Origin of the sequence: Aeromonas sp. QDB34, from assembly GCF_027705405.1 — a bacterium.
GTDB lineage: Bacteria > Pseudomonadota > Gammaproteobacteria > Enterobacterales > Aeromonadaceae > Aeromonas > Aeromonas hydrophila.
Genome location: NZ_JAPDBT010000013.1, coordinates 97,615 through 122,133, shown reverse-complemented (window position 1 = coordinate 122,133; position 24,519 = coordinate 97,615). Strand labels below are relative to the sequence as shown.

Annotated in this window: 17 protein-coding genes and 1 tRNA gene; 14 read left to right on the top strand and 4 right to left on the bottom strand. The window is 63.6% G+C overall.

All coding sequences use genetic code 11. The features are described from left to right. Position 1: 1 nt before the first annotated feature. A tRNA-Gly gene (locus OKC29_RS16800) sits at positions 2-77 on the bottom strand. Between the two features lie 250 nt (positions 78-327). On the opposite strand from OKC29_RS16800, the gene OKC29_RS16795 reads away from it, so the two are divergent. From OKC29_RS16795 to OKC29_RS16745, 11 genes are all read left to right on the top strand, one after another. Next, positions 328-3,765 carry an ATP-binding protein gene (locus OKC29_RS16795; protein WP_162275751.1) on the top strand — a complete coding sequence of 1,146 codons (3,438 nt, stop codon included), beginning with the start codon at positions 328-330 and terminating at the stop codon, positions 3,763-3,765. A 402-nt stretch (positions 3,766-4,167) separates the two neighbouring features. After that, entirely contained in the window at positions 4,168-5,853 is a 1,686-nt protein-coding gene (locus OKC29_RS16790; protein WP_011706882.1) for an ABC transporter substrate-binding protein, read from the top strand. Between the two features lie 118 nt (positions 5,854-5,971). Beyond that, the gene (locus OKC29_RS16785; RefSeq protein ID WP_011706883.1) at positions 5,972-6,955 is read left to right on the top strand and encodes an ABC transporter permease; all 984 of its coding nucleotides are present in this window, start codon (positions 5,972-5,974) and stop codon (positions 6,953-6,955) included. A gap of 1 nt (position 6,956) precedes the next feature. Next, positions 6,957-7,877: an ABC transporter permease gene (locus OKC29_RS16780; protein ID WP_011706884.1), complete on the top strand. Its 921-nt coding sequence runs from the start codon at positions 6,957-6,959 to the stop codon at positions 7,875-7,877. Next, the gene (locus tag OKC29_RS16775; RefSeq protein WP_073351166.1) at positions 7,874-8,896 is read left to right on the top strand and encodes an ABC transporter ATP-binding protein; all 1,023 of its coding nucleotides are present in this window, start codon (positions 7,874-7,876) and stop codon (positions 8,894-8,896) included. The genes OKC29_RS16780 and OKC29_RS16775 overlap by 4 nt, the downstream gene beginning before the upstream one ends. Positions 8,897-8,907: 11 nt before the next feature. Beyond that, positions 8,908-9,900 carry an ABC transporter ATP-binding protein gene (locus OKC29_RS16770; protein WP_016351558.1) on the top strand — a complete coding sequence of 331 codons (993 nt, stop codon included), beginning with the start codon at positions 8,908-8,910 and terminating at the stop codon, positions 9,898-9,900. Between the two features lie 102 nt (positions 9,901-10,002). After that, positions 10,003-11,730, top strand: coding sequence for a glycoside hydrolase family 9 protein (locus tag OKC29_RS16765; protein WP_073351168.1), 1,728 nt, complete (start codon positions 10,003-10,005; stop codon positions 11,728-11,730). Further along, positions 11,723-12,595: a BadF/BadG/BcrA/BcrD ATPase family protein gene (locus OKC29_RS16760; RefSeq protein ID WP_073351170.1), complete on the top strand. Its 873-nt coding sequence runs from the start codon at positions 11,723-11,725 to the stop codon at positions 12,593-12,595. Before OKC29_RS16765 ends, OKC29_RS16760 begins: the two co-directional genes overlap by 8 nt. 160 nt (positions 12,596-12,755) lie before the next feature. After that, a complete protein-coding gene (locus tag OKC29_RS16755; protein WP_073351171.1) occupies positions 12,756-14,624 on the top strand; it encodes a beta-N-acetylhexosaminidase in 1,869 nt (622 codons plus the stop codon). Positions 14,625-14,840: 216 nt separating this feature from the next. Next, a complete protein-coding gene (locus OKC29_RS16750; RefSeq protein WP_073351172.1) occupies positions 14,841-16,394 on the top strand; it encodes a methyl-accepting chemotaxis protein in 1,554 nt (517 codons plus the stop codon). Positions 16,395-16,461: 67 nt separating this feature from the next. Beyond that, a complete protein-coding gene (locus OKC29_RS16745) occupies positions 16,462-16,818 on the top strand; it encodes an MGMT family protein (protein WP_073351174.1) in 357 nt (118 codons plus the stop codon). Between the two features lie 15 nt (positions 16,819-16,833). Here the strand turns inward: OKC29_RS16745 and OKC29_RS16740 are convergent, their stop codons facing one another. Both OKC29_RS16740 and topA read right to left on the bottom strand, forming a co-directional pair. Continuing rightward, on the bottom strand, positions 16,834-17,001 hold the full coding sequence (locus OKC29_RS16740; protein WP_005303277.1) for a hypothetical protein: 168 nt from the start codon (positions 16,999-17,001) through the stop codon (positions 16,834-16,836). 114 nt (positions 17,002-17,115) lie between these two features. After that, positions 17,116-19,737: a type I DNA topoisomerase gene (gene topA / locus OKC29_RS16735; protein WP_017409144.1), complete on the bottom strand. Its 2,622-nt coding sequence runs from the start codon at positions 19,735-19,737 to the stop codon at positions 17,116-17,118. A 361-nt stretch (positions 19,738-20,098) separates the two neighbouring features. On the opposite strand from topA, the gene astB reads away from it, so the two are divergent. Beyond that, positions 20,099-21,436 (top strand): N-succinylarginine dihydrolase, encoded by a 1,338-nt coding sequence (gene astB / locus OKC29_RS16730; RefSeq protein ID WP_270669419.1) that lies wholly within the window; start codon positions 20,099-20,101, stop codon positions 21,434-21,436. Positions 21,437-21,522: 86 nt separating this feature from the next. Here the strand turns inward: astB and sohB are convergent, their stop codons facing one another. After that, positions 21,523-22,530 (bottom strand): protease SohB, encoded by a 1,008-nt coding sequence (gene sohB / locus OKC29_RS16725; RefSeq protein WP_073351176.1) that lies wholly within the window; start codon positions 22,528-22,530, stop codon positions 21,523-21,525. A 233-nt stretch (positions 22,531-22,763) separates the two neighbouring features. Between sohB and OKC29_RS16720 the strand changes: the two genes are divergently transcribed. Both OKC29_RS16720 and OKC29_RS16715 read left to right on the top strand, forming a co-directional pair. Beyond that, a complete protein-coding gene (locus OKC29_RS16720; protein ID WP_016351568.1) occupies positions 22,764-23,519 on the top strand; it encodes a YciK family oxidoreductase in 756 nt (251 codons plus the stop codon). 99 nt (positions 23,520-23,618) lie between these two features. Continuing rightward, positions 23,619-24,503 (top strand): LysR family transcriptional regulator, encoded by an 885-nt coding sequence (locus tag OKC29_RS16715; protein ID WP_073351177.1) that lies wholly within the window; start codon positions 23,619-23,621, stop codon positions 24,501-24,503. The last annotated feature ends 16 nt before the right edge of the window (positions 24,504-24,519 follow it).

Sequence of the window (24,519 nt, the reverse complement as noted above, 5' to 3'; positions counted from 1 at the left end):
TTGGAGCGGGAAACGAGACTCGAACTCGCGACCCCGACCTTGGCAAGGTCGTGCTCTACCAACTGAGCTATTCCCGCCTGTACTGCTTTGCTGCCAGTTGCCTGACAACGAGGCGCATTATACGTACCCCGAGCGCAGGCACAACCCTTTTTTCGCACTTTGGCCCCTTTCCCGTGCTGTTTGCTCAGGGTTTAGACGGCTTGCCCAAAAAATCCGCACCAGGCTGTGACCCCACAGGCGAATTTGAGATAAAGTCATTGAAATGATTAGCCTTTAGTCAGAGACTTGCTGCGGTTAGTAACCGGATTCTCAATTGAAAATCACCCGATGAAATGGATCTTCAAGCCCCGTGGGCTCAGGCCGCAGCTGATGCTGGCATTTTTCATGCTAGCCATGGTGCCCTTCCTGGTCGTCACCCTGTTTTTCCTCTATAGCCACGGCAAGGATCTCACCACCCAGACTTCCAACCATCTGGTTTCCGTTCGCAACATCAAGAAGAACCAGCTGGAAGACTATTTCGGCAACCTCAAAGAGCAGATCATCAACTTCTCCCAGCAGGATTTTGCCGGCAACAGTATCGGTCGCTTCTATGGCTTCACCGGTGCCTTCGAGAAACTCGGCACCACACCGCAGGAGGCCCGCACCCGTGCCCAGGCCCGCTATGTGCCGGGCTCCTGGGATCAGCTGCAAAAACCCGACAGCACCAGCGACATCGAACCCTCCATCAGCGCCCTGATCCTGGCGGACGAGATGTACGGCCGAGTGCACCAGCGCTTTCACCGCGGCTACGCCGACATGGTGCGCAAGTCCAACTACAGCGACATCTTTCTCATCGATCTCAACGGCGACGTGGTCTATTCGGTAACCAAGCACGCCAACTTCGCCACCAACCTGCTCTCCGGCCCCTACCAGTCGAGCGGACTTGGCAGCACCTTCGCCAAGATCAAGCGGCGCCTCGACGGCGGCCAGAAGCCGCAGCAGATCTTCGAGTTCACCGATTTTGGCCGCAACGAGCTGACCGGCCAGGTGGTCGCCTACATGGCGGCCCCCGTTATGCAGTACGACTATGTGCGCGGTGTGGTGATCTTCGAGCTGCTGCCTGACAAGCTCAACCAGATCATGGCGGAGCGGGAAGGTCTGGGCGAGACCGGCGAGACCATCCTCATCGGTCCGGACAAGCGGATGCGGGCCAACGCCTGGCTGGCGCCTGAATTCAGCGTGGAGAACAGCTTTCGCCCCAACTTCCGGCCGCTGCAGACCCCGCTGGTGGTCAAGGCACTCTCCGGCGAGCAGGGGGTCGGGCTGTTTCGCTCCTATCACGATGACGAGGTGCTGGCCGCCTACACCCAGGTGAAGGTATTCGACACCGAGTGGGCCTTCATCGCCGAGATCTCCACCAGCGAGGCCTATCGCCCCATCCGCCAGCTGGAGACCCTGGTGATCCTGCTGGGGGCCGGCTCCCTGCTGCTGCTGATCCTCTTCTCCCGCTGGCTCTCCCACTCCATCACGGCGCCGCTGCGCTCCCTCACCGCCGCCGCCGAGCAGGTGGCCGACGGTGCGCTGGATCACCCCATCGCCATCGAACGTACCGACGATGACATCGACCGGCTCGCCCAGGCGTTTCGCCACATGCAGCGCTCGGTGAAGGACAAGATCGAACTCATCGAGCGCCAGACCCAGGAGCTGCAGCAGCAGGTCAAGCTGACCCACAAGCAGAACCTCAGTCTGCAGCAGGCGGACAAGCTCAAGGATGAACTGCTGGCCAACACCTCCCACGAGCTGCGCACCCCCATTCACGGCATCAAGGGGATGGCCGAATCCATGCTCGCCAGCCAGCAGGACTTGACCGAAGGGCAGCAAAAACAGCTGGGGCTCATCATCAAGAGCGCCGACGGCCTGGCCCGGCTGGTGGACGATCTGCTCGACTACCACCAGATGCGCTACGGCCAGCTGGAGATCCACCCCCAGCCGGTCTCCTCCAAGGGGGTCATTAGGCTGGTGCTGGATCTCTGCCAGCACCTGGTGCAGGCCAAACCGCTCACCCTGGTGGACATCAGCCCGGTGGAGCTGCCGCCTGTGCTGGCCGACGAGCAGCGGCTCGAACAGGTGCTCTACAACCTGGTGGGCAACGCCATCAAGTACACGCCGCAGGGCAAGGTGGTGCTGAGCGCCCTGGTGGAGGGCAATTTCCTACGCATCAAGGTGACCGACACCGGCATCGGCATAGCCCCGGACCACCTGGAGCACATCTTCGAGCCGCTGGTGCAGATGAGCCCGGAGGTCAGCAAGCAGGGGGCCGGTCTCGGCCTCTCCATCACCCGCCAGCTGGTGCACCTGATGGGGGGCGAGCTGTTCGTGGAGAGCGAGCCGAGCGTCGGCTCCACCTTCGCCTTCACCCTGCCGCTCGCCAGCGGCAAGGCGGGCAGCCTGACCCTCGACAGCCGTCAGATAGAGCATCAGCTGGTGCGCCAGCAGCCGCTGATCCTGCCGGACTGGGAGAGCGATGACCTCCCCCCTCCCCCCGAGGATGCCCCTCTCATCCTGGTGGTGGACGACGAGCCCATCAATTTGCACATACTGCGCCACCTGCTGCAGCCCTGCGGTTATCGCATCCTGCCCAGCAGCGACGGCCACGATGCGCTGGCCAAGCTGGCTCAGGAGCCGGTCGACCTCATCCTACTGGATGTGATGATGCCCACCCTCTCCGGTTTCGACGTCTGCCGCCGGCTGCGCCAGCAGCACCCGAAGGAGAAGCTGCCGGTACTGTTGCTCACCGCCCTCAACCAGCCCAAGGACATCGAGGAGGGCTTCAACGCCGGCGCCAACGACTATCTGGTCAAACCCTTCTGCAAGGAGGAGCTGTTCGCCCGGGTCAGGGCCCTGCTGGAAGCCTGCGCCGGGCGAGCATCTCTGGTGGAGAACCGCTTGCTCAAGCAGGAGATAGAGCACCGTCTGCTGCTGCAGGAGCAGCTGCATCAGGATCAGGAGCGGCTGCTGGCCCTGCTCGGCGAAGGGGCCGACCCCATGGTGTTCATCGATGGTCAGGGCACAGTGCTGTTCGCCTCGCGGGCGCTGGCCCGCCTGCTGGGCCAAGAGCCGGAAGCCATGGAGGGGCAACCGCTGGACGACTGGCTCGCCAGCCCGCTCACCAGCCAGTGGCCCGATCTGCACGATCGGAGGGAGCAGCAGCTGGCGTTTCTGGTGGCCGGCCAGAAAGACGAGCTCAATGCCCGCGCCCTGCCCATCAGCCTGGGGGGCCAGGCCGCCTTCGCCCTCACCCTCAGTACCGAACTGCGGCAGGACGAGAACCGGGTGATGGCGCTGGAGAACGCCCTCAAGAGCCTGTCACGCCAGGCCATCATCGAGGATGGCCAGCTGCTGGGCGAGCTGAGCCGGCTGGGCGGGGAGTTCCGCTCGCTGGCCGACGACCTCATCCGCCAGCAGGATGACGAGCCCCTGCGCCGCGCCCTGGTGGACACCATGCGGCTCACTCTGGATGCCTGGCAGCAGAGCACCGGCAAGGGCAAGATAGTGCTGGCCGAGAAGAGCAAGCTGTGGCGGGTCTACATGGACCGCTCCAGCCCGCAGACCCGTACCCTCGACAAGTACCTGAGCCTGGATACCCTGCCCAAGGCGCCACGCTGGAAGACGGTGGTCGCCACCGCCGAGTACGTCCTCAATCACGGCCCGCTCAACGAGGCCCAGCGCCAGCAGCTGCACCACAGCGCCCAGACCCTGCGTCAGCTCGCCAACCGCAAACCCTGATATCCACCGCCCAATCTGCGCCCTGGCTCACACTTGCCGGGGCGGTTTTTTTTTGTGCAGAATTAAGCCTTCGCCATACGTCAAAACGAGAGCCGATCCAATTCACACAATTGTCATGGAAGGTCGATTGACAGGGACTTATTACGCCAAAGCAATTAACATAACCTGATGATTTAAATCGAGTTAAAAGCGGTTTTGACGAAATTGACGTGAGGGCGTCGATTTTTACGATATCGACGATCTGAACAGTTGTTGTTTTCCTGTTAACTCTGCTTTGCTAGGGACGTTGGATGACACAACTACAAAGGTGCAAAACCTGGCCAACATTGAGGGCCGACCTCCCCAGCATGCGAAGTCGGTGCTCAAATCCAAACAAGGAATATAAATAAGAAAGGAAATAATATGCTTGCCAAAGTATCCAAAATCTCTACTGCTGTAATGCTGGGCACCATGATGCTTGCCGGCGCTGCCGGCAACGCCATGGCGGCCGACAACAAGACGGTGCTGACCCTGGTCGCACAACAGGAGACCGCGTGGGTCAAGAACTTCAACCCCTTCCTGCAAGCGGGTCTGTTGCACACCACCCGTCACTTCATCTATGAACCGCTGGTGATCTTCAACGATATGCAGGGTGGCAAACCCGTCTATCGTCTGGCCACCCACTACGAGTTCAGCAAGGACCTCAAGTCCGTCACCTTCGATCTGCGTGACGGCGTGAAGTGGTCGGACGGTCAGCCCTTTACCGCCGATGACATCCTGTTCTCCTTCAATCTGGTCAAGGCCAACAAGGCGCTGGACGAGCGCTCAATCTGGACCCAGATCAAGAGCGTCGAGAAGCTGGCCCCCAACAAGGTCAAGTTCGAGCTGACCGACGTCAACACCAACGTGGTGAACGATCTGGTACTGGTACCCATCGTGCCTGAGCACCAGTGGAAGTCGGTGAAAGATCCGGTCGCCTTCACCAACGACAAGCCGGTCGGTACCGGTCCCTTCACCGAAGTGGACAACTTCTCCGCCCAGCTCTACACCCAGTGCCGCAACCCGCACTACTGGGACAACGCCAACCTCTCCATCGACTGCCTGCGCATGCCGCAGATGGCCACCAACGACCAGGTACTGGCCGCCGTGATGAAGGGTGACGTGGACTGGTTCGGCTCCTTCGTGCCGGACATCGAGCGCCTCTACGTCGGCAACGATCCGAAGAACAACAAGTACTGGTTCCCGGCCTCCGGCACGGTGGCGTTCAACGTCAACTTCCAGGCCAAGAAACCGGGCAACCACGAAGCCTTCAACGACATCAACTTCCGTCGCGCCTTCTCCATGGCGATGGATCGCCAGTCCATGGTGGATATCGCGGGCTACGGCTACCCGACCGTCAACGAGTACCCGTCAGGGCTCGGCAAAGCCTTTGACTCCTGGAACAACCCGGAAGTGGACAAGAAGTACGGCAAGTACAACAAGTTCGATCTGGAAGGCGCCAAGGCCCTGCTGAAGCAGGCCGGCTACAAGGATTGTGACGGCGACAAGTTCCTCGACACCCCCACCTGTCAGAAGATCGAGTTCAAGGTGCTGGTACCGAACGGCTGGACCGACTGGGTCAACACCGCCCAGATCGGCGTGGAAGGGCTACAGGCACTGGGCCTGAACGCCAAGACAGCCACCCCGGAAGCCACCGTCTGGACCGAGAACCTGATCACCGGTGACTTCGACGTCGCTCTGCAGGGTTACTTTGCCGGTGCCAACCCACACAAGTACTTCGAGACGGCCTTCCACTCCCGCAACATGGGTGAGCGCGGCAACCGCTTTGCGGCGCCCCGCTACAAGGATCCGGCGCTGGACAAGCTGATCGACGACTTTACCCAGACCGCCGATGCCGCCAAGCAGAAGGAGATCATGTTCGAGATCCAGGACAGGGTCGGTGCCAACCAGACCATCATCCCGGTGTTCAACAACCCGACCTGGTACGAATACAGCACCAAGCGTTTCCACGGCTGGTTCAGTGCCGACAACCCGGTCGCCAAGCCGCAGGTTCACCCGGACACCCCGGAGCGTCTGCTGCACGTGTTGTCACTCAAGCCGAACAGCTAATCAATCCCGGCCCCCTGCGGGGGGCCCTCTTCCCCGCCCATCCCCCTTTTTCCCGGCTCTGCCGGGGTTGGGGTAACTATGCCCGGCGCGGGGCGGACCAGCAGTAAAAGGTATCATCATGGGATTCATACTGAGACGCTTCTCCTTCTATCTGGTCGCCTTTCTGGTGGCCGCCACCATCAACTTCCTGCTACCCAGAGCCATGCCGGGGGATCCCGTCTCCGTCATGTTTGCCCGGGCCGGCGCCATGATGGAACCCGCCGCCCTGGAAGCCCTCAAGGCCACCTTCGGTTTCGTGGACGGCCCCATCGGCACCCAATTTCTCACCTATGTGAAGAGTGTCTTCACCTGGGATCTCGGCACCTCGGTGCGCTACTACCCCCAACCGGTCGCCGACGTGCTCGGCCGCGCCATCGGCTGGACCCTGTTCCTGGTGGGCACCTCCACCATTCTGAGCTTCTCCATCGGTTCCATCGTCGGCATCTTTGCCGCCTGGCACCGGGGCGGACGCATGGACAGCTTCCTCTCCCCGCTCACCCTGGTGATGCAGGCCATTCCGCCGGTGGTCATCTCGCTGCTGGCGCTCTTCCTGTTCGGGGTGAGCCTGGAGTGGCTGCCCATCGGCTACGCCTACAGCCCGGAGATCAAGCCTGACTGGGGCTGGGAGCACATCAAGAGCATCCTGACCCACGCCATCATGCCGGTGGGCACCCTGGCCATGGTGCAGGTGGGGGGCTTTCTCATCACCATGCGCAACAACATGATCAACCTGCTGGGCGAGGACTACATCACCATGGCCAAGGCCAAGGGGCTCTCCAGCAACCGGGTGATCTTCAACTACGGCGCCCGCAACGCCATCTTGCCGAGCGTCACCGCCCTCTCCATGGCGCTGGGCTTCGTCATCGGCGGATCCCTCATCACCGAGGTGATCTTCAACTACCCGGGACTGGGTCTGACCCTCTATCAGGGCATTCTGGCCCGCGACTACCCGCTCATTCAGGGGCAGCTGCTCATCATGACCATCACCATGCTCAGCTTCAACTTCCTGGCCGACGTGCTCTACGTCTTCCTGGATCCCCGTCTGCGTACCGGAGGCAAATAAGATGCGCATGCCGACTATTCTGAAAATCCTGCTGGGCAACAAGAAGGCCGCCTGCGGCCTCTTCATCGTGGTCAGCTTCGTGCTGATGGCGCTGTTCGCCCCGCTGCTGGCCAGCTACGAGCCGACCAAACGGGTCTCCCGCCCGCACCAGCCACCCAGTGCCGAGTACGTGATGGGCACCACCCGCATGGGTCACGACATCTGGGCCCAGTTCACCAACGGCGCCCGCATCTCCCTGATGGTGGGCTTCGGTGCCGGCATTCTGGTGTGCGCCCTCGCCATCACGGTCGGCATCACCGCCGGCTACTTCGGCGGCGTCATAGACGAGTGCCTCACCTTCCTGATGAACGTGGTGCTGGTGATCCCCAACCTCCCCTTGCTGCTGGTGCTGGCGAGCTTTATCGGGGAGGCGTCACCGACGGTGATCGCGCTCATCATAGGCTTTACCTCCTGGGCCTATGGCGCGCGCGTCATCCGGGCCCAGACCCTGGCGCTGCGCGAAAAAGAGTTCGTCATCGCCGCCGAGGTGCTGGGCGAGCCGGCCTGGCGCATCATCCTGGTGGAGATATTACCCAACCTCATCTCCATCATCGGGGTGAGCTTCATCGGCTCCATCATCTACGCCATCGTCACCGAGGCGACCCTGGAGTTCCTCGGCCTTGGCGACCCCACCGTAGTGAGCTGGGGCATCATGCTCTACAACGCCCAGACCTCCAGCGCCATCCTGGTCGGCGCCTGGTGGGAGATCCTGGCCCCCTGCTTCGCCATCGCCACGCTCGGTGCCGGCCTAGCCCTACTCAACTTCGCCATCGATGAAATCGCCAACCCGCAGCTGCGCTCCCACAAGGGGCTCAATCGCTGGAAGAAACTCGCCGCCCCCGTCACCACGCCGGTGCCGGCCGTACAGGAGAAGACAGCATGAGATCGCAACAACCCCTGCTGTCGGTACGCAACCTCTGCGTCGACTACATCACCGAGAACGGCGACGTGCGCGCCGTCAACTCGGTCAGCTTCGACATCGCCCCCGGTGAAGTGTTCGGCCTGGCCGGCGAGTCGGGCTGCGGCAAGTCCACCGTCGCCTTCTCGGTGGCGCGGCTGCACAAGCCGCCCGCCTACATCAGCGACGGCGAGATCCTGTTCAAGGGGGAGAACATCCTCCACTACGGTGACGAGCGGCTGCGATCCTACCGCTGGCAGCAGGTGTCGGTGGTGTTCCAGTCCGCCATGAATGCGCTGAACCCCGTGCTGCGGATGGAGGAGCAGTTCTGCGACGTGCTGCTGGCCCACAACCCGGGGCTGACCCGCTACGAGGCGATCAAGCGCGCCCAGGAGCTGCTCGCCATCGTCGACATCCACCCGAGCCGGCTCAAGGACTACCCGCACCAGTTCTCCGGCGGCATGCGCCAGCGGCTGGTGATCGCCATCGCCATGGCGCTCAACCCTGAGCTGCTCATCATGGACGAGCCGACCACGGCGCTCGACGTGGTGGTGCAGCGGGAGATCCTGCAGAAGGTCTATGCGCTGAAAGAGAAGTTCAACTTCTCCATCCTGTTCATCACCCACGACCTCTCCTTGATGGTCGAGTTCTGCGATCGCATCGGCATCATGTATGCCGGTGAACTGGTAGAGGTGGCGCCGGCCAAGGCGATCCTGACCGCGCCGCTGCACCCCTATACCAAGGGGCTCGGCAACTCCTTCCCGCCTCTGCACGGCCCAAAAACCGTGCTGGAAGGGATCCCGGGCACCCCGCTCAACCTGCTGGAGGTGCCGGTGGGCTGCCGCTTTCAGGCCCGCTGCGCCAGGGTGCACGAGCGCTGCCGCCAGCAGTACACCAAACTGGCCGAGATCCGCCCCGGCCAACAAACCGCCTGCCACCTCTATGAGGCGCAGGATGAGCAACAAGATCCCCTGATCTATCTGGACAAGGCCGCTGGCTGTTAAGGATGTCTGTCATGCAAATCGCCCAAACCGACGCCCCCATCATCGAAGTCCAGCACCTCTACAAGGACTTCCCCGTCAACTCCAACGCCATCAAGAGCGGCAAGATGCGGGCCCTCTCGGACATCACCTTCAACCTGCACCGGGGCCGTGCCCTGGCGGTGGTGGGGGAGTCCGGCTCCGGCAAGAGCACCATCGCCAAGATCATCGCCAAGATGTACAAGCTCTCCGGCGGCCGCATCCTCTATCGCGGCCGCGACCTCGAGGAGTTCAACAAGGGCACCGCCCTGCTCGACTACCGCCAGAGCGTGCAGATGGTGTGGCAAGACCCGTTCGGTTCACTGAACCCGACCCACACCATTTACCACCACATCGCCCGCCCCCTGCTGCTGCACAGCAAGGTGATCGACAAGAAAGATCTGCCCGACATGGTCTACGGCCTGCTGGAGAAGGTGGGGCTCACCCCCGCCAAGGCCACCGCGGCCAAGTACCCGCACCAGCTCTCCGGCGGCCAGCGCCAGCGGGTCAACATCGCCCGCAACCTGGCGGTGGAGGCCGAAGTAGTGCTGGCGGACGAGCCCACCTCCATGCTCGACGTCTCCATTCGTATCGGCATCCTCAACCTGATGGAGCAGATGAAGGATGAGCTCGGGGTCTCCATGCTCTACATCACCCATGATATCGCCACCGCCCGCTACGTGGCGGAAGATCTGGCGGTGATGTACGTGGGGCACATGGTGGAGTGGGGCGAGGTGGACGAAATCCTGCACCACCCCCAGCACCCCTACACTCAGCTGCTCATCTCGGCGGTGCCGGACCCCGAGAAGAGCATCCACGCCGAGCTGGAGGGGGGCCGCAAGGGGGAGATCCCGCTCTGGACGCCGGAATCCTGCGGCTGCCCGTTTGCCGGGCGCTGTAATCAGGCGATGCCCCGCTGCAAGGAGACCCTGCCCCCCGTCAGCAAGCTCGCCGACAACCACTTCGTGCGCTGCTACCTCTACCAATGACAGACCGGCCGGACACAGCGTCCGGCCACGCCTCGCAACGGGGCCGTCAGGGCCCCGCAATGTGCCTTGCCACGCCAGGCGAGCCACAGGAGTAAGACGTTGATGGAACTCTTGATCAATCAGGTGGGTTACCAGTGCGACGGGGAGAAGATCGCCCTGTTGCAGAGCGACACCGACCTCGATATCCGCGGCCACCTCAGGCTGCTGCGCCAGGATGACGAGCGCATCCTGCTGGAAGTCCCGCTGCAGCCGGCCGGCCAGGTCGAGGGCTGGCAGGGGCGCCACTACTGGCGCGCCGACTTCTCCGCCGTCAAAGAGCCGGGCCACTACCGGCTGGAGGCCCTCATCCAGACGGGCACCAAGGAGCGCATCGTGCGCACCGCTCCCTTCACCATCGGCCAGGATCTGCTGGCCAGCCGCTGCCTCTCCGACCTCATTCACTACTTCAAGGGGCAGCGCGCCAGCGGCGCCTTCGATCGGGCCGACCGCAGTGCCCGCCTGTTTGGCAGCGACCAGCACAAAGACGTGCACGGCGGCTGGTATGACGCCAGCGGGGATGTGAGCAAGTACCTGAGCCACCTCTCCTACGCCAACTACCTCAACCCCCAGCAGACCCCCATGGTGGTCTGGTCCCTGCTCAAGTGCCGGGAGCTCTTGGCCCCGCGCCAGGACATCGACGGGGTGAACCTCTGCAAGCGGCTCAACGACGAGGCGCTGCACGGCGCGGATTTCCTCTGCCGGATGCAGGATGAGTCGGGCTTCTTCTACATGACTCTGTTCGACAAGTGGAGCAAGGATCCCGCCCAGCGCGAGCTGTGCGCCTATGCCACCCAGCAGGGGCTCAAGTCCACCAGCTGGCAGGCAGGTTTTCGACAAGGGGGCGGCATGGCCATCGCGGCGCTCGCCCGCGCCGCCCGCGAGAGCGTCAGCGGCGACGTTGATGCCAGCCGTTACGCCGAGGCGGCCCGCCGCGGCTACCTGCACCTGCGTGAGCACAACCTCGCCTATCTGGACGACGGGGTCGAGAACATCATCGACGACTACTGCGCCCTGCTGGCCGCCATCGAACTGACCCGCACCTTGGGCCCCGAATGGCTGGCAGAGGCCAGAGTGCGGGCCGACAGGCTGTGCGCCCGCCAGCGCCCTCACCCTGAGCTCGGCCACTACTGGTCGGCCAACGAGGATGGCTCGCGCCCCTACTACCACGCCGCCGAGGCGGGCCTGCCGGTGCTGGCGCTGCTGGAGTATCTCGCCATCGAGCCGGATCCGGCGCGCCAGGGGACGGCCCAGCGCGTCATCGAGCAGGCGCTGGCCGCCGAGCTGGCGCTTTGCGCCCGGCCCGGCAACCCGTTCACCCTCGCCCGCCAGTATGTGAAGGGGGTCGATGAGGCCCCTCGGGTGAGCTTCTTTATGCCCCATCACAACGAGTCGGGTTACTGGTGGCAGGGGGAAAATGCACGGCTGGCGTCGCTCGCCGCCATGGCGTTTGCCGCCGCTGCCCAGCTGCCGCGCCAATGCAAGCCGCTGCTCACCTTCGGTCAGCACCAGCTCGACTGGATCCTGGGGCGGAATCCCTTCAACGCCTGCATGCTGGCGGGTCATGGCAGCAACAACCCCACCTACACCGCCGGTTATCCCAATGCGCTGGGGGGGATCTGCAACGGCATCACCGCCGGCTTCGATGACGAGGCGGAGATCGCATTCATTCCAGATGCGTACAAGGATCGGCTGGATCAGAACTGGCGCTGGGGCGAGCAGTGGATACCCCACGCCGCCTGGTTCGCCCTGGCCATCAGCTGGCAGAGCGCCCTCGGAGGTTCCCATGATTGAGTACTGGGTCGGTGTCGATGGCGGCGGCACCCACACCCGCGCCCGCATTCGGGATCGGGCCGGCAAGCTGCTCGGCGAGGGGCGCGCTGCCGGCTCCAATCTGGAGCTCGGCATCGCGCTCGCCCACGGCAACGTGCTGGCCGCCATCGAGCAGGCCCGTATCGAGGCCGGGCTGGCTGAGGATGCCCAGCAACGGATGGGGGTCGGGCTGGCACTCGCCTCCGCCGAGCTGGCCGACTGCTATCACGCCATGCTGACCATGCCCTTCCCCTTTGCGAGCGTGCGGCTCACCTCCGACGCCTTCGGTGCCTGCCTGGGCGCCTTTGGCGGCGAGGAGGGGGCCATCCTCATAGCCGGCACCGGCTCGGCCGGACTCATCTATCGCCACGGCCAGCTGCACACCTGCTCCGGCCGCGGTTTTCCCATCTCGGATCTGGGCAGCGGCGCCTGGCTGGGGCTGCGCGCCATCCAGCAATCCCTGCTCTGCCACGACGGCATCCTGCCCCCCAGCACGCTGGCCATCCGCTTGCTCGATCACTTCAAGCGGGATCAGGCCGAGGTGGTGCGCTGGGCCGCCCGCGCCATTCCGGCTGACTACGGCCGCTTCGCCCCCTGGGTGTTCGATGCCGCCAGCGACGGCGACGAGCTTGCCTGCCAGCTGCTGGATGAAACCTGCCAGCAGCTGGCCACCCTGCTGGAGGGGATGCGCCAGCTGGGTGCCGACCAGATAGCCCTGCTCGGCGGCATCGGCATGCGCCTCGCCCCCCGTCTGGCACACCTGCCGCTGGTCAGCCCCGGCGCCGACGCGCTGGAGGGGGCCATCCTGTTTGCCCGCTCGGAGGCCTACCCGTGTCTGCATCCCTGAACCTGCCCCCATCCACCCCACCCCAAAGTGCGGGCCTGACCCCGGTCTGCCCGCTGCGGGGGGTGCCCATGTCAGCCCTGCGGCTCCCGGCCGGGGTTGACCAATACCACAAGGACGCTGTCTGGCTGTTCGTCCCCTTCACTCCATCAGAGGAATTTTCATGTCTGCACCCCTGATCCACACCCAGGTCGACCGACGCGATGGCGATGACGTCTGGTTTCGTTTCAGCCTGAGCCAACTGCCGGATGCCCCCTGGAAACTCCACTTCTGCCTGGCCCGCCACATCGACCCCGGCTCGGTAGAGGGGGGGGAGCTGGAGCGCCAGAGCGGCAGCTACAAGGTCTTGATCCCGCAAACGGGGGCCAGTGAGCTCAGCTTCTGCTGTCGCAACACCCCCATAAAGCGCCTCTCCGACATGCCGCGCGGCTTCTTTCTGAGCCTGCCCCAGGCCAGCGGCGGTCCCCAGCTGATGCCGGTGGAGCTGACCGGTGAGGAGCTGGGCCTGCCGCAATCCGCCGCTGCGGCACCGGATCTGCCCGAAGTGGAGCCCCTCGCCGGCATCGTGCCCCAGCCGGATCGGCTGTTGCTGCTGGAGGGCAACTTCCGGCTGGCGGAGCGCGCCCACGTCAGCGGCCCGAGCCCCCTGCTCGGCCCGCTGCTGGCCCACTTCAACGAACTGACCGGGCTCGCGCTGGCGCAGGATCACGACGCCGAGATCCGGCTGGTTGAAAGCGGTCTGGGCCCCGAAGCCTACCGGTTGACCATCACCCCGGAGGAGATAGTGATTGCCGCCAGCGGCGAGGCGGGCTGGCGCCACGGCCTCGTCAGCCTGGCCCAGTGGTATCTGCAGCACGGCGAGAGCCTGCCCTGCATCGAGCTCAGCGATGCACCGCGCTTCGGTTTTCGCGGCATCTTTCTCGACTGTGCCCGCCACTTTCACTCCCTCGCCACCCTCAAGCGCCTGCTCAAGCTGATGAGCCTCTACAAGTTCAACCGCTTCCACTGGCACCTGACCGATGACGAGGGGTGGCGACTCGAGATCAAGGCCTTCCCCCAGCTGACCGAGCTGGCCGCCTGGCGCGGTCACGCCCTGCCGGTGGGGCCCCAGCTGAGCGGTGGCCCCGAGCCCTACGGCGGCTACTACACCCAGAGCGAGGTGCGCGAGCTGGTGGCCTACGGCGCCGGGCTCGGCATCACCATCATTCCGGAAATAGACATCCCGGGTCACTGCCACGCCGCCATCAAGGCGCTGCCCGAGCTGCTGGTGGAGGAAGCCGACCGCTCCCGCTACCTGTCGGTGCAATATTTTGACGACAACGTGCTCAACCCGGCGCTGCCCGGCACCTACCGCTTCCTGGAAGCCGTGATGGACGAGGTGTGCGAACTGTTCCCGGGGCCGCTGGTGCACATGGGGGGGGACGAGGTGCCCGTCGGGGTCTGGACCGACAGCCCCGCCTGCCAGCAGTTGATGAAGCAGCAGGGGTATCAGGATTGCCGCGAGCTGCAGGGCCACCTGCTGCGCCACTGCCAGCAGTACCTGGCAGGCAAGGGCAAGCGGATGCTGGGCTGGGAGGAGATATTGCACGGCGACAAGGTGAGCCGGGACGCCACCATCTTCGCCTGGACCAGCTTCCAGGCCGGGCTCGATGCGGCGACGGCGGGTTATCCGGTGGTGATGGCACCGGCCCAGCACCTCTATCTGGATCTGGCCTGGAGCCAGGACATCCATGAACCCGGCCTCTACTGGGCGGGCACCCTCAATCTGGCGCAGGTCTACGCATGTGACCCGGCCCCAGCCGATTTCCATGCCAACGATAACATCCTGGGGGTGCTGAGCCCCTTATGGTCGGAGCTGATCACCTCTCGCGATCGCCTCGACTATATGTTGTTCCCGCGCATGCTGGCGACCGCCGAGGTGGCCTGGAGCGACCCCGCCCGCAAGGCGTGGGAGCACTTCGCCGCCCGTCTGCCGGGCCAGCTGCAGATCCTCGACCAGCTTCAGGTGCGTTACCGGGTACCACAGAGGTAGTGTTATCTTTTTTCCTTGGCGGCCCTATGGCCGCCTTTTTTTTACGATTCGCCAACAAAACATCAACTTGCCCCTACCATTCATCCGCCATTGTTGGCAAAATTCAGCCCCCTATGAAGCCGGTCTGCCGCCTGCTGGCGCGAGCCTGCAGCCACCTCCAGATCTGCCACAATAACAACGACAAAGTTATCAACAAGAACATCGGAGCGTATTCCTATGGCCCGCAGAGACGTCCATACCCTGGACAGCGAAGTGGAGTTTCCTGCCGACGAACAACTGGTTTCCACCACGGATCTGCGCGGGGTGATCACCTACGCCAACCCCGCCTTCTGCCGCATCGCCGGCTACCCCGTCGAGGAGCTGGTCGGCCACAATCACAACCTGGTACGCCACCCCGACATGCCCAAGGCCGCCTTCGCCGATCTCTGGGCCCGCCTCAAGGAGGGCAAACCCTGGCGCGGCATGGTGAAGAACCGCTGCAAGGATGGCCGCTACTACTGGGTCGATGCCTATGTGACCCCCATCTACGAGGGCAACCGGATCAGCGGCTACCAGTCGGTGCGCTGCAAGCCGGATCCCCAGCTCAAGCGCATCGCCAGCCAGACCTACCAAGCCCTGCTCAAGGCGGAGCGTGGCACCAGCAGCCGCCTCCCCTCCCTCGCCCGTGCCCGCCTGCCGCTGCTCGCGCTGTTGCTGCTCAGCCTGCTGGGCTGGGCCGCCAGCAGTCAGGGCCCGATGGCCGCCCTGCTGATGTTGCTGCCCCTGCTGCTCATCGGCGGCGCCTACTGGCGCGAGCTCTTCGCCCTGCCGCTCTATCTGCAGCAGCTCGGTCGCGAATACGACAGCCTGACCCGGCTGGTCTACTCAGGGGACGGCCCCGGCGCCATCGCCGATTTTCATATCAAGATGCTGCAGGCCCGCATCCGCACCGTGCTGGGTCGGGTCAACGATGCGACCAATCCGTTGCAGACCCTGGCTACCAACCTGAAACAGGCCTCCCATCAGGCCTGCCTCGACATCAACGAGCAGGATGCCCAGACCCAGCAGATGGCCGCCGCCATGACCCAGATGGCCAGCACGGCCCACGAGATTGCCCGCAACATCCAGGACTCCAACGGTCAGGTCAGCGAGGCCCGCAGCCGCTGCCAGCACACGGACAAACAGCTGGCCCAGACCGAGCAGCGCATCGAGCAGCTCGCCAGACAGGCAGAGCTCGCCTTCAACTCGGCGGTGGAGCTGGCCAGCGAGTCGGAGCGGATCGGTAGCGTGATGGGGGAGATCCAGGGCATCGCCGACCAGACCAACCTGCTGGCGCTCAACGCCGCCATCGAGGCGGCCCGGGCCGGCGAGCAGGGGCGCGGCTTTGCGGTGGTGGCCGACGAGGTGCGTACCCTGTCGACCCGCACCCACAAGGCAACCGAGCAGATCCAGGGCAGCATCCAGCAGATCCAGCACACCCTGGGCCGCTGGAAGGGGATGATGCAGGAGAACCTGCAGCAGACCCGCGAATGCGCCGAGATGACCCGCCAGGGCTCCAGCAGCCTGCATACCGTGCTGCAGGAGATCGAGCTGGTCACCGAGTTCTCCACCCAGATCGCCGCCGCCGCCGAGCAGCAGCAGACGGTGGTGGAGGACATCAGCCGCAGCATCAACCAGATCTCCGAGTACTCCCACGCCAACAGCCAGAAGATGCAGGAGGTCGACGACTCCAGTCAGGAGCTGCTGGAGCGGGCCAAGCAGCTCAAGGGGCTCAGCCAGACCTTCGGCTGACCCATTTGCCAGCCACCCGACAGAAGCGCCACAATGGCGCTTCTGTCGTTATTGACGAGTGATCCGGATGAGAATGGAATCGACCCCTGCCCCGCTGAACAAGGTTGCCCGCATCGAGGCAATCCTCGCCCTGATCCCGGCCGGTCGCGTGGTGAGTTACGGCCAGGTGGCGGATCTGGCGGGGCTGCCCGGTCGGGCCAGGCTGGTGGGCAAGGTGCTGCGGGAGACCGACAAGGTGCTGCCCTGGCACCGGGTGCTGGGCGCGGCGGGCACCATTTCACTGCCCAAGGGGTCGGCAGGCTTCGCTAAACAGGCGGGATTGCTGCAGAAAGAGGGGGTGCCCGTGATTGGCGGGCGGGTCAGGATGCGGGAGTGGCAGTGGCAGCCCGACCTCGCCGAGCTGCTGTTTCTCCTGCCCTTTTGACGATGGCGGCCCGCCTCACCGGGTGATGGGGGCCAGGATCTCGTCGCTGCGCACCTGCACCGGGATGGTTTCGTACTCCCGCTGCAGCAGCACCAGCAGACTCTGCTTGTCTACTTCCAGCACATAGGCGGTTCCTTCCCGGGTCAGACAGGTCATTCCCGGCCGGATCTCGTTAATCTCCATCACAACCTCCGTGTCCAGCGCTGCCATCCTTGCAGCGGTTTCAGTATACCGCCATCCGAAAACAAAAAGGCCCCTGCAAGGGGCCTCTTTCATCAGAGTGTGAACTGCGCGCAATCACGCCTTCTTCGACTTGGCCAGGCTCTCCTGCCACTTGCCGTTGTCGTAGTGCGCCGTCCAGCCGGTCGCCTTGCCGTTGACCTCGGTCATCACGTACTGCTCCTTGGTCTTGCGACTGAAGCGCACGATGGCGGCGTTACCGTCAGGATCTGACGCCGGGGCATCGGCCAGATACTGGTGCTTGGGCGACAGACGCTCCTTGAAGCGCTTGAGCTCTTCCACCAGCGGCGCACGGGTCTCGCGGGATTTCGGGAAGTTGCTGGCGGCCAGAAACAGGCCGGCCGCCCCGTCACGCAGCACGAAGTGGGCGTCGGACTGGGTGCACTTGAGCTCCGGCAGCGGTACCGGGTCTTCCTTCGGCGGCGCGATATCACCGTTTTTCAGGATCTTGCGGGTGTTCTTGCAGGTGTCGTTGGTGCAACCCATGTACTTGCCGAAGCGGCCGTTCTTGAGCTGCATCTCGGAGCCGCAGCGGTCGCACTCGATGCTCGGCCCTTCGTAACCCTTGAGCTTGAACTGACCTTTTTCGATTTCGTAGCCATCGCAATCCGGGTTGCGACCACAGACGTGCAGCTTGCGGCTGTCGTCGATGATGTAGGCATCCATCGCAGTGCCACAGACGCCGCAGCGATGCTTGGCACGCAGCGCCTCGGTCTCGGCCTCTTCACCGTCGGTGGCAGAAACGAACTCGTCGGCGGAGACCAGGTTGATGGTCTTCTTGCAGCGCTCTTTGGGCGGCAAGGCGTAACCGGAACAGCCGAGGAACACCCCGGTGGTGGCGGTACGGATACCCATCTTGCGGCCGCAATCCGGGCAGTCGATGTCGGTCAGCACCATCTGGTTGGCACGCATGCCCCCCTCTTCCGGCGCCTTGTCCGCTTTCTCCAGCTCCTGGGTGAACTCGGCGTAGAAGGCATCCAGTACCTTCTTCCACTCCAGGCTCCCTTCGGCGATGCCATCGAGCTTGTCTTCCATCTTGGCGGTGAACTCGTAGTTCATCAGCTCGACGAAGTTTTCCACCAGCCGGTCGGTGACGATCTCACCCATCTTCTCGGCGAAGAAACGGCGGCTCTCGACCCGCACATAACCACGATCGACGATGGTGGAGATGATGGAGGCATAGGTAGACGGACGGCCGATGCCGCGCTTCTCCAGCTCCCGTACCAGCGCCGCTTCAGTGAAGCGAGCGGGCGGCTTGGTGAAGTGCTGGCGCGGATCCAGCTTGACGAGTTTGAGGATCTCGCCGACGGTCACCGCCGGCAACTGGCTGTCTTCGCCCTTGCGGCCCATCGGCGGCAGCGCCTTGGTCCAACCGGCGAAGCGCAGGGTACGACCGCGCGCCTTGAGCTCGAACTCGCCCGCCTTGACGGTCAGGGTGGAGGAGTCGTACTGGGCCGGCGTCATCTGACAGGCGACAAACTGACGCCAGATAAGGTCATAGAGCCGCATGGCGTCGGGCTCCATCCCTTCCAGCATCTCGGCGGTCACCAGCACGCTGGAGGGGCGGATCGCCTCGTGGGCCTCCTGGGCATTGGCCTTGGCGCCGTACAGGTTCGGCTCGGCCGGCAGGTAGGCGGCACCATACTGCTCGCCGATGTATTCCCGCACCGCCTCGACCGCCTCTTTGCTGAGGTTGGTGGAGTCGGTACGCATGTAGGTGATGTAACCCGCTTCATAGAGGCGCTGGGCCATCATCATGGTCTTCTTGACCCCGAAGCTCAGCCGGGTGGAGGCTGCCTGCTGCAGGGTAGAAGTGATGAAGGGGGCGGACGGCTTGGAGCCGGTCGGCTTGTCTTCCCGGTTCACCACCTTGTAGTCGACCCCTTCCAGGGCGGCCACGGCGGCGAAGGTCTCGGCCTGGGTCACCGGCTTGAAGTCGGCGCCGTTGCGGCTGACCACTTCCATCCGCAGATCGCTCTTGTCGGCGGTCAGCAGATCGGCGTTGAGATCCCAGAACTCGACCGGCACGAACGCCTTGATCTCGCGCTCTTTATCGACGATGAGACGCACCGCGACGGACTGTACCCGGCCGGCGGAGAGGCCGCGGGCCAGCTTCTTCCAGAGCAGCGGGGAGACCATGTAACCCACCACCCGGTCGAGGAAACGACGGGCCTGCTGGGCATTGACGCGGTGAATGTTCAGCTCGGATGGCTGGGCAAACGCCTCCTGGATGGCGGTCTTGGTGATCTCGTTGAACACCACGCGCTTGTAGCGGCTGTCGTCGCCGCCGATGATCTCGCGCAGGTGCCAGGCGATCGCCTCTCCCTCTCTATCCAAGTCGGTTGCGAGATAGATGGTGTCGGCCTTCTCGGCCAGACTCTGCAACTCGCTGACCACTTTTTCCTTGCCGGGCAAAATCTGGTAGTTGGCCTGCCAGCCTGCGGTCGGATTGATCCCCATCCGTGAGAACAGGGCATTGCGATCCTTGGCAGCCTTCTCTGCTTCGCTCAGCTTGATGCCGCGAATGACAGGTTTTTTGGGCTCGTTGCTGGCGCTGCCGCTGGTGGGCAGATCGCGCACGTGACCGACGCTGGATTTCACCACGTAGTCCTTGCCCAAATATTTGTTGATGGTCTTGGCCTTGGCCGGAGACTCCACTATGACCAGTGATTTGCCCATGCTGTAACTATTATCCTCATTGCACCCGACGGGGTTGGTGTGCGGTTTTGTGGGGCTGTATAAGAGATTTGACGGGAAAAAGCAATCTTGTGAGCAAATTTGCCCGGCAGCCCGAACCACTTTGTTTCTTTATTTATTAATGCGAAGCCGAGCCGCGGGAAGCAACCGCTTTTTTATTTTTATGCTATATCCACCCTCTTTTTATATTTGAAACGACATAACCAACCGCTCTTGTAACATAACAAACCAGTTTCGTTATCAGCTTGTTACAAAAGACAAAATCTCCTTATAATGGCTGCATCCCGCAGCATTGTGCGCGGAAGGAACCGCTACCCATATAAAAATCGAAAGGATGTACTCAATGAAGCACTTCGAGGTCAACTTCGACGGCCTGGTCGGCCCGACTCACAACTATGCCGGCTTGTCCTATGGCAACGTCGCCTCCCAGAACAATGCCAAGGAGGCGTCCAATCCGAAGGAGGCGGCCAAGCAGGGTCTGCGCAAGATGAAGGCACTGACCGAGCTCGGCATGACCCAGGGAGTGCTGGCCCCGCAGGAGCGACCGGATCTCGCTACCCTGCGCCGCCTCGGCTTCACCGGCAACGATGCCAGCGTGCTGGCCCAGGCCGCCAAGCAGGCACCCGCCGTGCTGGCCGCCTGCTATTCGGCCTCCAGCATGTGGACCGCCAACGCCGCCACCGTCTCCCCGAGTGCCGATACCCAGGATGGCCGCATCCACTTCACCCCCGCCAACCTGACCAACAAGTTTCACCGCTCCCTCGAACCCGAGGTGACCGGCCGCATCCTGCGGGCCGTGTTCAACAACGACCGCCACTTCTATCACCATCAGCACCTGCCGGAGAACGACCACTTCGGTGACGAGGGGGCCGCCAACCACACCCGGCTGTGTCGCGCCTATGGCGAGTCCGGGGTCGAACTGTTCGTCTATGGCCGCAGCGCCTTCGACGTCTCCCAGCCCGCCCCCAAACGCTACCCGGCCCGCCAGCCCCTGGAAGCGAGCCAGGCCATCGCCCGCCTGCACGGCCTGGGGGATGAGAGCGCCGTGTTCATCCAGCAAAACCCGGACGTCATCGATCAGGGAGTGTTCCACAACGACGTGATCGCGGTAGGCAACCAGAACGTGCTGTTCTTCCACCAGCAGGCGTTTCTCAACACCGCCTCGGCGCTGGCCGAGGTGCGCACCAAGTTTGGCGAAGGGGAACTGCACTTCATCGAGGTGCCAACTGCCGAGGTGTCGGTGCAAGATGCGGTGAAGTCCTATCTGTTCAACACCCAGATCCTCACCCTGCCCTCCGGCGAGATGGCGATCATCGCCCCCACCGAATGTCGCGACAACCCGGCGGTATCGGCCTATCTGGCCAAGCTGGTGACCCTGGGGACCCCGATCAAGGGGGTGCACTACATGGACGTGAAGCAGAGCATGCGCAACGGCGGCGGCCCCGCCTGCCTGCGGCTGCGGGTGGCGATGAACGACACCGAACTGGCCGCCGTCAACCCGGCCTGCCTCATCACCGACAGCCAGTTTGCCCGCCTCGATGGCTGGGTCGATCGCCACTACCGCGACAGCCTGGCACTGGATGACCTGCGCGATCCGGCGCTGGTCATGGAATCCCGCACCGCGCTGGACGAGCTGACCCAGATCCTCAAACTCGGCTCCGTCTACCCGTTCCAGCGCTGAGACGCGCCATCGGCCAGCAGCGCCGACCCCATGAAAAAGCCGGGCAAGTGCCCGGCTTTTTTTATTGGGTTTTACGTTGTCCTGACTCAGCGCCAGGGACCCTGCTGCCACAGCCGACCAAAACCGGACTCCAGCGCCACGGCGGCCTGCTGACCGAGCTTCTGGGTCAGACTCTTTGGCTTGCTGTAGCGAATGCCGACCACCTTGTGCTGGCTGGCCTGGGCCAGCAGATAGTCATCGCTGGTGCAGAGGCTGTCCACCAGCCCGAGCTGCTTGGCCTGGCTCGCCAGCCAGTGCTCGCCGGTGGTGACGCTGTCGATGTCGAGGTTGGGTCTGTGCTCGGCCACGAATGCCTTGAAGCGCTCGTGGATGGCGCCCAGCTCCTCGCGAAACTTCTCCCGCCCCTGCTCGTCGTTCTCGCCGAACATGGTGATGGTGCGCTTGTACTGGCCGGCGGTGTGCATCTCGAACTCGATGTCGTGCTTTTTGAGCAGCTTGTTGAAGTTCGGCAGCTGGGCGATCACCCCGATGGAGCCGACGATAGCGAACGGCGCCGCCAGGATCTGATCCGCCACGCACGCCATCATGTAGCCGCCGCTCGCCGCCACCTTGTCGATGGCCACGGTCAGCTTGATGTCACGATCCCGCAACCGCTGCAGCTGGGAGGCAGCCAGGCCGTAGCCGTGCACCACGCCGCCACCGGATTCGAGCCGCAGCAGCACCTCGTCCCCCGGCTGGGCCACCCCTATCACGGCGCTCACCTCTTCGCGCAGGGAGGCCACCTCCTTGGCATCCATGCTGCCGTGAAAATCGATGACGAACAGCCGGCTGCGGGCATCTTCGCTCTTGGCCCGCGCCTTGTGCTCGGCCTTGCGCACCTTCTCCAGCTGCTTGCGCTCCGCCTTGCCGGCCAGCGCGGCCTGCAACTGGTGACGTCCCTGCTCCAGCTCGCTGGAGAGATCGGTCACCACCAGCTCCCCCTTGCGGGATTTGGGCTGACGGCTGCTCACCACCATCAGGATGACGGCGCCGATGGCGAGCAGTAGGGTGAGGGTCTTGGCCAGGAACAGGCCGTATTCGGTCAAAAATGCCACTTGATGCTCCACTGGTGTGCCCCGGAGGGACGATTTTTTCACATTCTAGGGAGTTTGCCCGGTGTGCGCAAAAACTCTGCGTCAACCCGTCAAAAATGCCAATCGACAATCACAACCCCTCTGATTTATTCACATTTTTGCCATCTCATACTGGTCAAACGCCGTGCGGGATCAGTACACTTGCCCCTCTATTTGCCGCGCGCATCTGCCACGAATTGTTAACAGGAGTTGTCATGTTCAACTATCAGGCCCCCCGGGATCTGCTCAAGGACAAGGTCATTCTGGTCACGGGTGCCGGTGACGGCATCGGCCGCGAAGCGGCGCTCACCTATGCGGCCCACGGCGCCACCGTGATCCTGCTCGGCCGCACCAGCGCCAAGCTGGAGGCAGTCTACGACCAGATTGAGGCCGCCGGCCACCCGCTGCCCGCCATCGTGCCGGTGGATCTGAAGGGGGCGACCAAGAGCCACTACCTTGGCATGGCCGAGACCTTCGCCCAGCAGTTTGGCCGCCTCGACGGCGTGCTGTTCAACGCCGGCCTGCTCGGCACCCTGTCACCGTTCGAGCACATCCAGGAGCAGGAGTGGGACGAGGTGATGCAGGTCAACGTCAAATCCGAATTCCTGCTGACCCAGGCGCTGCTGCCGCTCATCCGTCAGACCGCCAAGGAGCAGGGCGATGCCTCCATCGTCTACACCTCCTCCAGCGTGGGCCGCAAGGGCCGCGCCTACTGGGGCACCTATGCCATCTCCAAGTTCGCCATCGAAGGCATGATGGAAGTGCTGGCGGACGAGCTGGAAAATACCGGTGTGCGGGTCAATACCCTCAACCCGGGCGGCACCCGCACCAAGATGCGAGCCAGTGCCTTCCCGGCCGAAGATCCGATGAACCTCAAGACCCCGGCCGACCTGATGCCGCTCTATCTCTATCTGATGGGCGCGGACAGCAGGGGCAAAACCGGCCAGACCTTTGTGGCCCAGCCCAAATAAATCAACAAAATAACCGCAACCCTGCGCCGCATGGGGTTACATTCAATAGGGTGCCGTCGGCACCCTGTTGCAACATCCGCTCCCTTATCAGGTTGAGATATGTTTCGTCCCAAGAGCACGTTTGAGCAATGGCGGATCTTTCAGGCCGTGGTGGACTGTGGCGGCTACGCCCAGGCCGCCGAGGCGCTGAACAAGAGCCAATCCTCTCTCAATCATGCGGTAGCCAAGCTGCAGCAGAGTCTGGGTGTGGCTCTGCTGGAGGTGAGAGGGCGCAAGGCGGTATTGACACCGGCGGGGGAGATCTTCCTCAAGCGGGCCCGTCAGCTCAGCCAGCAGGTGGAAGAGCTGGAGAACCTGGCCAACAACCTGGAGCGGCAGTGGGAGCCGCAGATCAACCTCTATGTGTCGGTGTTGCAGCCGCGTGAGCGGCTCTATCGGGCGCTGGCCCACTTCTATCCCCGCAGCCGGGGCTGCCGGGTCAATCTGCACGAGCGCATTCACTGCCACTTCAATGCCCTGCAGGTGGGGGATCTGATGCTCTCCGAACACCTGCCCCACGATCGCACCGGCCTGCCGCTGGACGAGGTGTGCCTGCTGCCGCTCTGCTCGGCCGAGCACCCGCTCGCCACTCAGGGCAGCGCCATCGCCGCCGAGGAGCTGGCCAGCCACAACCAGATCAGCCTGCATCCCCCCATTCACCGCTCGGTGGACTGGAACGACGCGGACGACACCGGCTGGAAGGCGACCCACTACCACGAGGTGATCGCCATGCTCAAACTCGGCCTCGGCTATGCCTGGCTGCCGCGCCACCTGGTGCAGGAGGAGCTGACAAGCGGCGCTCTGGTACCGCTGGATCTGGCGAGCGGCAACGAGCGCCACCTCTATACCTATCTGCTGACCCCATCGGCCGATGCCCTGGGCCCGGCCACCGAGCTGCTGCTGCGCTGCCTGCGCAACGAATACCAGAACGACAACGACCGCTAGAGCGCCTCCCCGCCGC